Below are 14,701 nucleotides of genomic sequence, written 5' to 3'. Positions count from 1 at the left end.
GTGAATTCAATTTGAATTTAGAGGATGGACCTTATGTCTCGTAAACACTCCGACGGTTCGCATAACGCTTCCGATCCATCTGCTGCACACTCATCGGCTGCACAACATGCGCACCGTAGCGGACTGTGGCTCGTGGGAGGAACACTGCTCGCTCTCCTCGCCATTGTGATCATCATCGTGGGGATAGTGAAGGCCGTAAAACCATCCTCACCAGCCACCCACAATGAAGCCTCTAGCACTAGCACATCATCGTCTATCCATCTTTCTGATCCAGCCCTGAAACCCATTGTTGACGAAGCCGCACTACCAGCCGGGAAACCCTATACGGAGCAAGGCACCGGTACTTTCACCGTGCAACCCCTCCACACCAAACCCAACCTAGAATCCAGCATGAACGCTACCCCTGGGCTAGGGAACCCGAACTCAATTGGTGATGCGGTCTCAGCAGCGACTCTTGGATCCGATGCTATTCCCTACACCATCGACGTAGAAGACGGTATTAATGCCAGTAGCTATGGCGGCAATGACGTTTTTACCTGGTGGGTGCATTCCGCACTGGGAGACCCACGCGGATGGACAAGTGGAGGTAAACGCAGCTTCCATCACTTCGATAAAGCCGGTCTACAGGTATTGAAAAAAGAAACCACTGGAGTTGGCGCAGAGCTGTACAAGAACACTATCCACTTCACCCTCGCCACCCCGCTCACAACCCGTAAACTGTGCGGATACACATTGCCAGTAGAGACAAGCTGCTGGTCTCCTCAAACCCGTCGAGTGGTCATTAACCTTGCTCGGTTTGTCCGCGGTGTAGCAACATACCCCCATGACGTTGCTGGCTACCGCTATTACCTTATTAACCACGAATTGGGGCACGCATTGGGATTCGGGCATGAAGTATGTACAGCTTCTGGTAGTCCCGCCCCCATCATGATGCAGCAAACAATCACACTGCGGAACCACGATATTGCAGTACTTGAACCAAACCTCTCTACCACAACCGATTTCGCCATAGAAAACACGTGTCGACCCAACCCCTGGCCCAATCCAGAAAACGTCGCAGCCTCCCAACTACCAGAGCTACCACTCTCCGAAACTCACTAGGTGCTCCTTCACTCCCATAGAGATCTCTTTATGCTGGTGGTATGACAACACGCGCTACACCAACCACTCGCACCCCACTCCGTCTTCCTCTCCACCCACTAGCACCATTAGGAGAACCGCTTAACGCCGCACAAAAAGATCGTTATGCGCGGCATCTCAACCTACCCGGTGTAGGGGAAGACGGCCAGCGCAGACTGTCCGCCACTCGTGTTCTCGTTATTGGCGCCGGCGGCTTAGGATCCCCCGTGCTGCTCTACCTAGCAGCAGCGGGGGTAGGCACCATCGGTATTGTCGATGATGACGTAGTAGATTCCTCCAATCTGCAACGCCAAGTTATCCATTCCACCGCCGCAGTCGGAAAACGCAAAGTTGATACTGCCGCCGAGCGCATGCAAGGAATTAACCCAGACCTTATCGTCAAAAAATTCCCCCTACGGTTACACCCTGCCGATATAGATACTTATAGGACACAATTCGGCAGCCAATGGGATCTCATTGTCGACGCCACCGACAATTTCGCCAGCCGCTACCTCGTTAACGATCTCGCCACCGCGCTAGGCATTCCCGAAGTGATGGGATCCGTTTTCCACTGGCAAGGCCAAGTCGCCAGCTTCTGGGCACAATGTCCAGACCCGCAACGCGCCGTCACCCTACGGGACCTCTACCCTCAAGAACCCTCCCCGGAGGCTCCCTCCCGTGAACCAGGCGCCGGCATTATGGGTGCACTCTGCTGCACAATCGGCGGTTTAATGGCCACCGAAGTAGTGAAACTGCTACTAGGTGAGGGAAATAATCTACTGGGACGAGTTCTCTACTACAACGCCATGGAGATGCGCATACACGAGGTAACTCTGCATTCCGACACCACCACCCAGTCACCGCACACTAGCGAAACACGATAGTAACCCCATCCCGCATATCCAAAGACATATAGGTAATGACACGTAGGATAAGGACGTGACTATGCTGCAGCCCTCCCCGAATGTTCTCAACGCGTTTGGACTACGTGACCCACACTTGAGCCCTGCCCCACGCGGCTGGGGAAGAGGTATTCTTGCCGATTCCATAGTGCTCACCCCCGTCGTTGACAGGGCCCGTGCAACATGGTCCGCGCGAATACGGGACACCTTGGATCCCTCCGGAATCCGCATTGCGCGACCCTTCCGAGCAACCGATGGGCGAACCATTGTGGGGGACTGGCGTGCCGATCGCTATGGAGCCGGAGTACTACAAAATCGCCCCGATGAAGTAGTTGCTACCTCACTGCGACTACACGACGCCCTCGCTAGCCACGACCGCCCCCGCTTCCTAGTAGGAGGACCCTCCACCCCCTGGAGCGAAACCGACTACTTCAGCATGGCGGATCGAGCTGCCTTCCACCCCGCCGGACTCGCCTTACTCCGCGACCATTTACCCCACGGAACTGGCAGCACTGGCAGTTTTCGTCATGATATAGCCGCGGGTATAGAACTCTACCAACACTTCATGGATCTGCGGGAAGACGTTCACGCACCCGCCCAAATTGTGCACGGAGACATGCTCTTCGGCACACTCTTTGCCGTGGCAGAAGCCCCCCTCATCCCCGATATTGTTCCCTACTGGCACAACCCCGCCTGGGCCGCGGGAATAATAGTAGTGGACGCACTAACATGGGCAGGCGCAGATGCGGACCTACCACAGCGGTGGCAGCATCTCCCAGAATGGCCTCAACAGCTTCTCCGCGCCTACCTCTTCCGCTTGGGAATACACCTTGTTCACCGGCACTCAGCCGCAAGTAACTACACTAAATTGCTGCACACTGGCGTCATCATTGCCGATATTGTGACGCAAGCACACTATGACACGTTAGCCAGCGCACCGCTTCTACCAGTGACAAAACCCTGCGAGAAATCTACTGAACCAACAATCTCACAGATACCCGAGCCATAAATGTTACAAGGGTATGGTCAAATAGGGACATGACGGAACCCACTAGCTCCTACGAATCTCACAGCGATGCCTCGCGCGATACTTCACGTGATACTTCACGTGATGAGTCACTTCATGTCACACTTGTCCGTCCCATAGCGGAAGCCCATTCGCAGCGACAGTGGACAGGTACCGCCAGCCTACTTTTTGACGAAACAGGCGCCCCCATCGTCGATCCTGAACCATTCCAAATATTAGGTGGGCCAGGAACAGGTAAAACATCCCTCCTTATTGACCTCGCCTGCGCCTACTGCAAGCAACCACACCACAGTTCAGATAACGTCCTCTTCCTCACCCAATCGAAGCGTGCCGCAGCAGAACTATCCGAGAAGATAGCCATGCACCTTGTTGGTAGCGAAGGCCTTTCCTCCCAAACTCCCCTTGTCCGTACTGTGCACAGTTACGCCTACAGTGTGCTGGCACGCATTGCCGCAGCCGATGGCGTACCCGCCCCGAAATTACTAACCGGTGCCGAAAAAGATGTTATCTACCGGGAAATGTTGGCAACCATCGCCGAAGATAAAAACAACCTCTGGCCCGAGTGGATCCGTCCCGCTCTTACCACTGTAGGATTTGCTCGCGAACTGCGAGATTTCATTTCGCAAGCTGCCAAACATGGCCTCAACGGTGAAGAACTTATTGCGCTTGGCGAAGACCAGGAAGAGCCCGCATGGGTAGCAGCAGGCCACTTCGCCATCGAATTTGAGCGAGTTCAGTCCCTCCGCGCCAACGTAGGAAACTCACACGGGGAAGAAGTAAGCCCACCATTAGACGCCGCCGAACTTGTCCAAACAATGCTAGAAGGGTTAGCCACACATCCAGATATTCTGGCCGCAGAACAACAACGAGTCCGCCTCCTCCTTGTTGACGACGCCCAACACCTCGACCCGCAAATGGCGGAATTGGTAGAAACTATCCGGAAAGGGGCGCACCTTACCGTTGTAGCAGGCGATCCCGATCAAAACGTTTTCCGCTTCCGCGGCGCAGACCCCAGCTACCTTCACAACCTGGCATTTCTCGGCAGCCCACATCGTATTGTGTTGAGCTCCAGCTATCGCCTCACACCCCATAATGCGGAAGTAGTACGTACAACAGGAAAAAGACTCCCCGACAATAGTCAACAACAACGTGAACTAACAGCCGCTCGAAGCGGCGCACACGCCCCACACCCCACCATTCGTCTTGCCGACAGTATCTCCGCAGAAGCCGCCATAGCAGCAGACGTATTACGTCGCGCCCACCTCCTAGAAAATGTGCGATGGGGCGACATGGCCATTATCTGCCGCACCGTAGGGCCACACCTTCCAGTACTTCGCCGTGCTCTCCTCGCCGCCGGCGTCCCCCTCCACATCAATACAGCAGACCTACCCCTCACCGAACAATATGCAGTAGACGGCATCCTCGCTGTCCTCGAAGCTATCTCAGGAACATGCACCCCCGATATAGCTGAAAAACTCCTCACCGGTGTCGTCGGCCGCGCCGACCCTGCCGACGTCCGCAGCCTCCGCCGTGGTCTACGCCGGGCGGAAGTCTCCCTCGGTGGGCGACGCGAATCCAGTACGCTCCTCACTCTTTTACTCTCCCCATCAGCTCAAGAACAGTACTATGCGGAGCATCCTCACGATATTCCCCTCACAAAAATTGAGGAACTTCTTACCGACTATGAAGCACAACCACTTCGGCACGTCCACCATGTTGTAGATGCAGCATGGCACACTATGCGCCACCATGGGACCGTAGAAGAAGTACTGTGGTCAGCCTGGAATGCCACCGGCCTTGCTGATAGTTGGCGAGTTGCCAGCCTCCGCGGGGGAGTAGCAGGCGCCCAAGCAGACCGTAACCTGGACGCCATGATGGCACTCTTTGACGCTGTCTCCGACTACATTGACCGTGTCCCCACCGCTACCGTCGCTAACTTTGTCCGCTATATCCGGGAACAAGAATTACCCTCTCTGCCCCGTATCCGGACTCTGCACACCACAGATGCCGTCACCATTATTTCTGCCACGTCTGCTGCAGGACGAGAATGGGACACAGTTGTTGTTGTGGGCATTCAAGAAGAGGAATGGCCATCGCTTGCTGTACGTGGCTCATTACTGCGCCTCAATAATCTCCTTGATTACATCGCCGGAGTGGAACCACGCGCCATTGTCTCCCAACACGCACCACAACTTGCCGACGAACGCCGTCTCTTCTACGTAGCCCTATCGCGTGCTCGCCGCCGACTCGTTCTTACCGCTGTGTCCGGAGACAGAGCCGATAAACTTGCCCCCAGCCGCTTTCTAGAAGACACCGCTGGCGCTATTGTGCCAGCTGAACAGCGTGCTACAGAAGACTCGAACCTGCCAGCCGTCACCACGACAACCCCTCATGTTCTCTCTCTTCCGAGCATGGTGGCGCGACTTCGCTCCATCGTGTGCGCGACAGCTCCATTCCCCGATATTCCAGCGGAAGAATGGCCACACTACCAGCAACAGGCATTCCAGCAACTCGTTCGGATGGCACGCGCAGGTGTCCCAGGAACCCTCCACTGGTGGGGCGTTGACGGAATCTCCTCAACAGAACCGCTATGGGAAAAGCCAGATACTACAGAATTGGCGGCACTAACCGCGGCATCAACCGCGTCGCCAACCGACCAGGTAGTCGACCAGGTAGTGACGTTGAGTCCCTCCGCTTTTGAAACTTTGCAAGAATGTCCACTCCGCTGGTTCCTCAGCCGCAATGGTGGTGATACCAATTCCGGGCATGCTGCACAATTCGGTACTCTCATTCATTCCTTGGCTCAAGCATCTGCGAGTGGTCTTGATGATGCCAATATCAGTACTGCTCTGGAGGCTGCCTGGCCTGCTCTCGGTATTGACTCTATTTGGCTGGCGGAACAGGAAAAACAGCGTGCGGTAGACGCCATCACCAATTACGCGGTATGGGATGCGAAAGAATCCGCTACTTTTGCTACTGCTGGTCTAGAAGTTGGTGTGGACCATATTTTTACTGTGGATGACCTTGCCGACTTTGGCATTACTACAGAAGATATTGCCAGTGTTGATGCGACGACTGTTCCCGTGCGAGTCAAGGGTCGTATTGACAGGTTAGAACGCACAGATGCGGGACAGTACGTTATTGTCGACTTCAAAACCGGTAAAACTGTTCCCTCTAAAAAAGATACCCAAGACAATGCTCAGCTGGCTCTCTACCAACTTGCCCTTTCTGGAAGCGATAAAGACACCACACCAGTGGTGAAGGCCAAACTTGTCTACCTACGACCACGTAGTGGCAGCCTGGGTGAACGCGATCAACAAGCACTCGATGCGGACGAGCGAAAACGCTGGCGACTAGCTCTACAAACCGCCGCCAGTGCCACCAGTGGTCCAACTTTCCATGCGTGCCGAAATGACCACTGTACACAGTGCGTGGTGCAGGAATCCTGCCCCCTCTACTCCCATTCCATTCTTGCGAGAAAGGCCTAGGATGCGTTACACCCCTGCAGACATTGCCCATCTCCTTGGCCAAAAATTTTCACCCACACCAGAGCAAGCCGCCGTTATCTCCTCCTCGCCGGGGCCCCTCCTTGTTGTGGCTGGTGCAGGCGCAGGAAAAACTGAAACAATGGCCGCTCGAGTAGTATGGCTGGTTGCTAACGGCTATGTCACGCCTGATCACGTCCTTGGCCTCACATTTACCCGTAAAGCCGCCCAGCAGCTTGGGCAACGCATTCGGCAGCGTCTTCAACGTCTTGCCGACAATCCCGATTTTGATGGTCCGGACGCACAGCGTATCCGCCAAGCTATTTACACAAGCGACGTAGACACATCTACCTACGACTCCTACGCGGGAACGATCCTCCGCAGTTACGGTCTGCTCCTACCTGTAGAAACGACCGCCACCATTGTGGATGCGGCAGAACTATCCGAAGAAGCCACACATCTTGTTGCCCAATGGTCGGAAGTTTTCGCTGTGGAACGCGCCTCCACTAGCGTCGTCAGTGACCTTCTCTCATTACGTGCCGAAATGTCTAACCACATGGTGGACTCTTCCACTGTGAGGGAAGAAAATCAGCGTCTTTGTGAGGAATTGATAGGGCTGCCGAAAGCTCCCCGTGCCCGCTCTGAATTCACGAAAGAGATGCAAGACTTCCTCAATGTCTGCCACTACCGGGACCAGCTGCTTGACCTCATCGACCAATTCGATGCGCGAATGCGCGACATGGGGTATCTCGATTTTGGGCAGCAGATGGCCTATGCCGCTGGACTGGCATGCGCACATCCGCAGGTAGGGGAAAGTGAGCGCGCCCACTACCGCGTTGTTCTCCTCGATGAATACCAAGATACGGGATATGCACAGCGTATTTTCCTTCGCTCACTTTTCGGTGAAGGACAAGACCCTACCCTCAGCGTGACCGCAGTTGGCGACCCCATGCAATCCATCTACGGATGGCGCGGTGCCTCCGCTACTAACCTTGCCCATTTCCGCACAGATTTTCCCGCTGAAGGTGGAGCTTCCGCACCTGTTAAATACTTGCTGACGAGTTGGCGCAACCCTGGCGAAATTTTGGATTTGGCCAGCGTCTACACCCGCCATCTCAGCTCAGCTACCCGTGCTGCTGTTGACGTCCCGGATCTCCACCCTGCACCTAGTGCCGCCCAAGCAGATATCCACTGCCGCTACTTCGGTAGTGCAGAAGACGAATACACCTGGATTGCCCAGTATTTCCGCACTCAATTCGATACGGCGAAAGAACAGGGAACGCTACCGCCCACGAGCGCAGTACTCGTCACCCGCAATAGGGATTCCCTCCCCATGGCAGAAGCACTCGAAGCGGCTGGAGTCCCTGCCGAAATTGTTAATATTGGCGGGCTGCTTTCCATTCCCGAAGTACAGGATGTGTGGGCTATGCTCCGCATTATCGCAGATCCATTAGATGGGGCGGCTGCACTGCGTATTCTTACTGGTGCGCGTATCAACCTTGGTGCTAGCGATATACGCGCTTTATGGCAACGTGCTCGGGAGTTGCGTGGTGAGGTATCCACCACAGAAGACACTGAACTTACTAATGTTGATGACCTCATCGATATGCTCAACGAGGTGCTACCACAGGATAGTGCCGTCCAAGTGGGGCTTGCTGATGCTATTGATGATCCCGGCCCTGCAGAAAACTATTCTCAGGCAGGCTTTGCGCGGCTTCGCCAACTCCGTGCCGATGTGCGATATTTGCGGAAACGCCTGGGGCAGCCTCTTCCCGAACTTATCGCCGAAGTAGAACGCACCATTGGTGTTGACGTGGAGGCTGAGGCACGCCTCGATCCTGACGCTGGACATTTCACTGGACGTCATCATCTTGATGCTTTCGCCGATGCCGTCGCCTCCTTCTGCCGTGGAGCAAACCCCAGCCTGAATGCTCTCCTCTCCTATCTTGCACAAGCCGCTGAAAACGATAATGGACTCACCCCAGGTACTGTTACGGTGCGACGCAATTGTGTACAGATCATCACCATATTTGGGGCAAAAGGATTGGAGTGGGAATGCGTCGCCATACCTAACCTATCCACGGGAGAATTCCCACCGACGCGCGGGCGCAGCAATTGGGTAAAAACTGCCTCAGAATTACCAGCTAATTTGCGTGGAGACAGCGAAATTTCACTTTCGAATGGGGAAGTGCTGGCTGGTATGCCTATCTTCGATTCCGATAATTGCGAATCTCGTAAAGACTTCATGGGGTCTCTCAAAGAGCATATTAACGGGCTTAAAGGCATGGAGCTCGAGGAAAAACTACGCCTTATGTATGTGGGTGTTACCCGCACTGAGCGTTCCTTACTGCTTACTGGCCACGGCTGGTCTTTCCACGATAAAAGTTTTCATGCACCTTCTGACTACCTCAGCTACGCCTATAAGTGGGCAGAAGGCAGAGCCATCGACCATGGCATTCCCGCAGATACTTTCCCGCTTTTAGCAGAGGTTAATCAAGCACAGGCTAACCAGTCAGAAACTGACAGTAGCAGTGAGGTTGCACCGTGCACTGTTACTACTGAAAAAGGGGATAAGATTACTATCCATCCCTACTGGACAGCAGATCCTGACCCTGCCTACCATCCTCTTGCAGATAAAAACGCGGACGCAGTATGGCCAGTAGACTACCTGGCCGATAATCTCCATATTCGAGAGGTTCACACTGCTCTTGTAGAAGCTGTACAGCAAGCGGATACTGATGTGTCCCACGCGGACGATAGTACTTCTAAGGCTGTTACAGTTGCTGAGCGTGACCTTGTGCGGGATACTGACGCCCTCCTTGCCGAATTTCAACGTATGCAGGCAGGAGAAGACACAGCCGCACGCACAGTTGCTCTACCGACACGTCTTACTGCCAGCCAAATAGTGTCCCTGCAGGAAGATCCAGAGGATTTTGCGCGGAGGCTTCGTCGTCCCATTCCCTTCAAACCCAATCGATATGAGCGACGCGGTACGGATTTTCATATGTGGGTGGAGCGTCACCTCGCTGGGGATTTGGGAACCCTCATAGATCTTGATGATCTTATGGATGTGTCAGACGATATTCCCGAACCTGCCACGCTTACCCACTTGAAAGATAATTTCACGAATTCATGCTGGGGGCAGCGAACAACCACCATGGTGGAGTTACCCTTCGATGTGTCGTTAGGAAGTGTGGTCATTAATGGCCGCATTGATGCCGTTTTCCAGGATGATGATGACCACTACACTGTTGTGGATTGGAAAACGGGCAAGGTTCCCACGAATGAGAAAGACCGCATGACGAAAGCTCTCCAATTAGCGGTCTATCGCATTGCCTTCCAACGCATTATCAACGTGCAACGGGCTGAAAAAGGACAGCCTCCATTACCACTGGAAAATATTCGGGCAGCCTTCTACTATGTTGCCCACGATGACACTCTCTGGCTTGATGAATTAGCAGATGCTGCCGAATTGGAGAAGCTCATCACCGGGTTAACTGCTTCAACAGATATGGAAAAACAGTAGAATCACTTCTCGACAACGGCTAAAGTTCAGTCATAGGCCTCATACGGTAGTACTGGTTTTATCGCGGTAAGGGAGGAGGAGTGGTGGCGAAGAATCGTCGTATCGGGAAAAAACTGCGGAGTCTTATCTCGCCGGAGTCTCGTCTTGATAATCGCCCCGATTATGCCCTAGTCGGTATTGTTCGCGTACCGCTCCTAGAAACTAGCCCGTAGAAGCAGATCTTTGTGCGTCTACTGTGGGCTTTTGGTGCGCTCGTTCTTGCCGTCATTATTACGTATGCGGAGCGGTCGGGTTACCAGGATGGTAATGACCCAGAAAACGGTATGACGCTGGTGGATTGTATCTACTACGCTACCGTCACTCTTACGACAACCGGCTATGGGGACATTACGCCTGTTACCCAATCAGCGCGTTTGGCGAATGTTGTTCTTATTACCCCCGCTTCGTCTTTTCTTCCTTATCGTGTTGATTGGTACGACACTGCAGGCTCTTACGGAACGTTCCCGTCAGGCTTTTCGAATTCAGCGTTGGAGGTCCGCGTTGCATAACCATACTGTTGTTGTTGGGTATGGAACGAAAGGTCGTTCCGCTGTTGCCGCCATGTTGGCTGATGATGTTCCACCTAATGACATTGTGGTGGTGGATACGGATCAGGATGCGCTTGACCTCGCAGCCCTCAAAGGCCTCGTCACGGTACATGGGTCAGGGGCTAAAGCAGATGTTTTGAAACTCGCGGGGGTACCGCGCGCAAAGTCCATTATTGTTGCTACAAACCAGGATGATACTGCCGTCTTGGTGACGCTGTCCGCGCGTGAACTGAATCCTCGGGCCACTATTGTTGCTTCTATTCGGGAATCTGAGAATGCTCATCTTATTGAGCAATCTGGTGCTGACTCAGTGGTGGTATCTGCGGAAACTACTGGGCGTTTGCTGGGGTTGGCTACTGTCACCCCATCGGTCGTGACGTTGACGGAGGATCTGCTTTCCCCGGAGGAAGGATTCTCTGTTTCTGAGCGGCGTGTGAAACCGTCAGAGATTGGTGGTTCGCCTCGGCATCTACAGGATCTTGTTTTGGGTGTTGTGCGCCACGGCAAACTTTATCGCGTTAATGATGAGGGTGTGGAGAAGCTCGAGGTGGGGGATCGACTGCTGTACGTGCGTATGAGCCAGCCAAGTATTGTGTCGAAGGACATCAATTTTTCCACCAAGTAGGGTACGTACCCAGCGTGTGCGAGCACGTGCGGAGCATAAAGTGTACAACACAGAATGCACACAAAATGGTGCGCGTATGCATTGAGGCCCCTCCACGAGTGGAAGGGCCTCAACGGTTACTGTTTCACAGTTATCAATGGGGTTAAGAAACTGTGGAGAAGAAAACGGTGCTTCGCGCTATGCGTTTGCTTCCTTGAGTTCCTTGATCTTGTTACGGACCTTGGAGGCACCGGGGTTCGTCATGGTGGTGCCATCGTAGAAGAGGACGGTGGGGATAATGCGGTTGCCGTCGTTAACGCTCTCTACGAACTTTTCGACAGCTTCAATGTCCTCGTATTCGTCAACATCAACGTTGGTAAAAGGAATGTTAAGTTCGCCAAGCAGTTTCTTCAGACGCTGGCAGTGAGGGCACCAGCTGGCTGAGTATACGGTAATATCTTCAGGATTTTTAGGGGCCTCGGGGGCTTCAACAGTACTCATGTGTATAGAAAACCACGTTTTTCGATTTGGTGCCAGCTTTTACACGGCGGAAATGTGACAGTTTGTCTCTACACTGAAAGAGTTAAGCGGAAGGGAGAACGATTCATGCAGTTAGATGAGGAACAGCAATTAGCCGTTCTCGCCCCGCGTGGCCCCGTCTGTATTCTTGCCGGTGCGGGCACTGGGAAAACTCGCACTATTACTCACCGTATTGGTCGTTTGGTTGACGACGGGCAGGTTAATCCGCGCCATATTCTTGCTGTTACATTTACTAAACGCGCAGCTGGGGAGATGCGTGAACGTCTTACCCAGATGGGTATTGGGCAATTTGGGGGGCATTTTATACAGGCGTCTACATTCCATGCGGCAGCGTTTAAACAACTCCGTTATTTCTGGCCACAGATAATGGGGGATGTTCCGTGGGATTTAGTGACGCGAGAGCGTTTTGGGCTGGTGACGCGGGCCGCAGACCATTGCGGTGCTGATTCCAGTAAAGAATCTGTGAAAGATTTGCTAGGAGAGATCGACTGGGCAAAGTCGGAACTCCTCGATGCGGAAAGCTACCAGCAGGGGGTAACACGGCTGCATCATGAACCACCGGCAGATGCTGCCATTGTTGCGCATGTTTTAGAACGCTATGAGGAGCTCAAACGCCGCAGGGATGGGATGCTTCTCGACTTCAACGACCTGCTTCTCTACATGAGTGCAGCGTTGGACGAGTTCCCTGGTATCGCGGAGGAGTTTCGTTCCAGCTATCGTAGTTTTGTTGTTGACGAGTACCAGGACGTTACCCCGTTGCAGCAGCGTCTTCTGGACGGCTGGTTGGGGGATCGGGATGATCTCACCGTGGTGGGGGATCCCAACCAAACTATTTATTCTTTTAATGGTGCTTCCCCGGAATTTCTTGTGGATTTTCGGCGCCGTTTCTCGCATGCCACAGTGGTCAATTTGGTGAGGGATTACCGCTCTACACCGGAGATTGTTGCGTACGCGAATAAAGTTATTGCGGATGCGAAAGGTACTGTGTCCCAACCCAGTATGCAGTTACAGGGGCAGCAACAACATGGGAAGAAGCCGCGTATTGTTCGGTACGATAATGATTTTCAGGAGGCAGAAGAAGTAGCGGCTGCTATTGCTGCCGATATTTCTGCGGGTCAGTTACCGGAGGATATTGCTATTCTCTACCGTACAAATGCGCAGTCTGCACTTTTTGAGCAGGCGCTTGAAGAACGTCATATTCCCTACCAAGTGCGGGGAGGGGAAGGATTCTTTCAACGACCAGAGATTCAACGCGCGTGCCGGCAGTTGGAGCTATTAGGCCGCCGCAATGATCTTCCCGATGATCTTATCGGCCCGAAACTTGTTACTCTTGTTCGCGCTAGCTTAAAAGATATAGGTCTTACGCAAGAAGAACCTACTGGTCAGCAGGCGCGTGAGCGGTGGCAGTCTCTTACCGCACTAGTGTCTTTAGTGGAGGATATGACGGAGGTTACCCCTTCCCTCACTCTTAATGGTCTGCTACATGAGCTACGTATTCGTGCTGACGCCCATCAGCCGCCCACTGTGCATGGTGTCACTTTGGCCTCTATACATACAGCTAAAGGCTTAGAGTGGGACACTGTTTACGTTGTTGGCCTGGTGGAAGGTACTCTTCCCAACCGGCACGTATTTGATGACAACGCATCGGAAGATGCCGTAGAAGAAGAGCGACGCCTCCTCTATGTTGCTATTACACGGGCACGCTACCACCTTACGTTAACGTGGGGAGCATCTCGGAGAGCTGGTGGTAAAGAGCGTCAACGCTGCCGTTTCCTTGACAGTATCGATCCGCCAAAACCCACGGGGTGGCAGCGGCGTGGAGTAAGCCGTGAAGTAAAAAATGGAAACCACAGTGCTAGAGGTCCCCAGAGAACAGTAGGGGCGATGAAGCGTTCCCCGTCCAAGCAATGGAAGCGGGAAGCCTTAGAAAGTATGTCCTACCGGCAGCAAGAATTATTCGATGCTTTAGTGGAGTGGCGTAAAACAACAGCGCAGGAAATAGGGAAACCGGCTTTTGTCGTGTTCACTGACCGCACACTTGTTGAGATTGCGTATTATTGCCCGCAGACAAGCAAGGATCTTGCCGGAATTCATGGAATTGGCCAGGCCAAACTACAAACATACGGAGCGGACGTCCTTAGAGTTGTGCAGGAGAATCTCGCATAGGAATATAAACCTCTTGTATTGACTGGCTCTGCTGTCTAACGTGGCTAGCTTGTCTGTGTCAGCGTCATCATTTGCGCATCGGGAGCCACTACCATCCGCTGATGGTAGGAGAGAACATGATCTGCCTGCCCCTGTTGTGTTCGTTGCACTATGAGAGATACAGCAAAGGCTGCCGTTGCTGAAATAGTTGCGTGTGATGCCCGCCCCTCATCATGCATTAATTGTGCTGTGACATGGGCGGGAATACCGTGTGTTAGAGGAACTTGTGCAAGATGTGCCGCGAGGCGCCGCTGCGCGGATTGATCCAATTCCTTAGGAACGACCAGCGGCCCCACCACACCATGATTATCGACGAGCGAGCACAGTAAGAATGGCTGATTATTCTCCATAAGATGCCGTATGAGAACTGGATCCGGGACAATAGTGTCCGCTATAACCATGAGCGTACATTCACGTTTTCGCACATCTTTTTCCTCAATAAGCTGCACGTCCTCTATAGACAACATGCGGCGCACATAGGTGGATAGTTGCCCATGCCCACGTACACAAATACGCGGTAGGCAGGGTTTTTTCTTATTACCCGGGTGGGCAACTCCTAGTTGCTGCAATTCTGAGAGGAGTTGCTCCACATGCGCCGGGCTCATCACTTTGTGCTGTCCTCTACCAAAGAGGTGAATGAGCTCTTGCAGATTGCGGGTACCGTCACAGCGGGTAAGAAGCCATTGCACATCTTCCGTCTGATACT

The 14,701-nt window shown here is 53.4% G+C and carries 8 protein-coding genes and 1 pseudogene; 7 read left to right on the top strand and 2 right to left on the bottom strand.

The genetic code is table 11. The features are described 5' to 3' along the window. The first annotated feature begins 33 nt into the window (after positions 1-33). The 6 genes and pseudogenes from QZV76_RS05610 to QZV76_RS05585 all read left to right on the top strand — a co-directional run bounded on the left by QZV76_RS05610 (position 34) and on the right by QZV76_RS05585 (position 11,271). Positions 34-1,101 carry a DUF3152 domain-containing protein gene (locus QZV76_RS05610; RefSeq protein WP_290598897.1) on the top strand — a complete coding sequence of 356 codons (1,068 nt, stop codon included), beginning with the start codon at positions 34-36 and terminating at the stop codon, positions 1,099-1,101. Between the two features lie 41 nt (positions 1,102-1,142). After that, on the top strand, positions 1,143-2,003 hold the full coding sequence (locus QZV76_RS05605; RefSeq protein WP_290598896.1) for a HesA/MoeB/ThiF family protein: 861 nt from the start codon (positions 1,143-1,145) through the stop codon (positions 2,001-2,003). A gap of 61 nt (positions 2,004-2,064) precedes the next feature. Then, positions 2,065-3,030 (top strand): TIGR02569 family protein, encoded by a 966-nt coding sequence (locus QZV76_RS05600; RefSeq protein ID WP_290599001.1) that lies wholly within the window; start codon positions 2,065-2,067, stop codon positions 3,028-3,030. 29 nt (positions 3,031-3,059) lie between these two features. Further along, positions 3,060-6,536 (top strand): ATP-dependent DNA helicase, encoded by a 3,477-nt coding sequence (locus tag QZV76_RS05595; protein WP_290598894.1) that lies wholly within the window; start codon positions 3,060-3,062, stop codon positions 6,534-6,536. A 1-nt stretch (position 6,537) separates the two neighbouring features. Then, positions 6,538-10,059 (top strand): ATP-dependent DNA helicase, encoded by a 3,522-nt coding sequence (locus QZV76_RS05590; protein WP_290598889.1) that lies wholly within the window; start codon positions 6,538-6,540, stop codon positions 10,057-10,059. A 101-nt stretch (positions 10,060-10,160) separates the two neighbouring features. Then, a pseudogene (locus QZV76_RS05585) lies at positions 10,161-11,271 on the top strand (potassium channel family protein). Between the two features lie 177 nt (positions 11,272-11,448). Here QZV76_RS05585 and QZV76_RS05580 read toward each other — a convergent pair. Then, positions 11,449-11,751 (bottom strand): glutaredoxin domain-containing protein, encoded by a 303-nt coding sequence (locus tag QZV76_RS05580; protein ID WP_290598888.1) that lies wholly within the window; start codon positions 11,749-11,751, stop codon positions 11,449-11,451. A 105-nt stretch (positions 11,752-11,856) separates the two neighbouring features. On the opposite strand from QZV76_RS05580, the gene QZV76_RS05575 reads away from it, so the two are divergent. Continuing rightward, entirely contained in the window at positions 11,857-13,956 is a 2,100-nt protein-coding gene (locus QZV76_RS05575; protein ID WP_290598886.1) for an ATP-dependent helicase, read from the top strand. 44 nt (positions 13,957-14,000) lie between these two features. Here QZV76_RS05575 and QZV76_RS05570 read toward each other — a convergent pair. Continuing rightward, positions 14,001-14,701, bottom strand: a 701-nt coding sequence (locus tag QZV76_RS05570; RefSeq protein WP_290598885.1) for a hypothetical protein, incomplete at its 5' end; no start/stop codon positions are given.

Source organism: Lawsonella sp., from assembly GCF_011525565.1.
GTDB lineage: Bacteria > Actinomycetota > Actinomycetes > Mycobacteriales > Mycobacteriaceae > Lawsonella > Lawsonella clevelandensis_A.
The sequence above is the reverse complement of the archived record's forward strand: the minus strand, read 5'-3'. Positions and strand labels throughout refer to the sequence as shown.

Coding starts and splice junctions, on each gene's coding strand:
- QZV76_RS05610 (WP_290598897.1), top strand. CDS start 34: ATGTCTCGTAAACACTCCGACGGTTCGCATAACGCTTCCGATCCATCT.
- QZV76_RS05605 (WP_290598896.1), top strand. CDS start 1,143: ATGACAACACGCGCTACACCAACCACTCGCACCCCACTCCGTCTTCCT.
- QZV76_RS05600 (WP_290599001.1), top strand. CDS start 2,065: ATGCTGCAGCCCTCCCCGAATGTTCTCAACGCGTTTGGACTACGTGAC.
- QZV76_RS05595 (WP_290598894.1), top strand. CDS start 3,060: ATGACGGAACCCACTAGCTCCTACGAATCTCACAGCGATGCCTCGCGC.
- QZV76_RS05590 (WP_290598889.1), top strand. CDS start 6,538: ATGCGTTACACCCCTGCAGACATTGCCCATCTCCTTGGCCAAAAATTT.
- QZV76_RS05580 (WP_290598888.1), bottom strand. CDS start 11,751: ATGAGTACTGTTGAAGCCCCCGAGGCCCCTAAAAATCCTGAAGATATT.
- QZV76_RS05575 (WP_290598886.1), top strand. CDS start 11,857: ATGCAGTTAGATGAGGAACAGCAATTAGCCGTTCTCGCCCCGCGTGGC.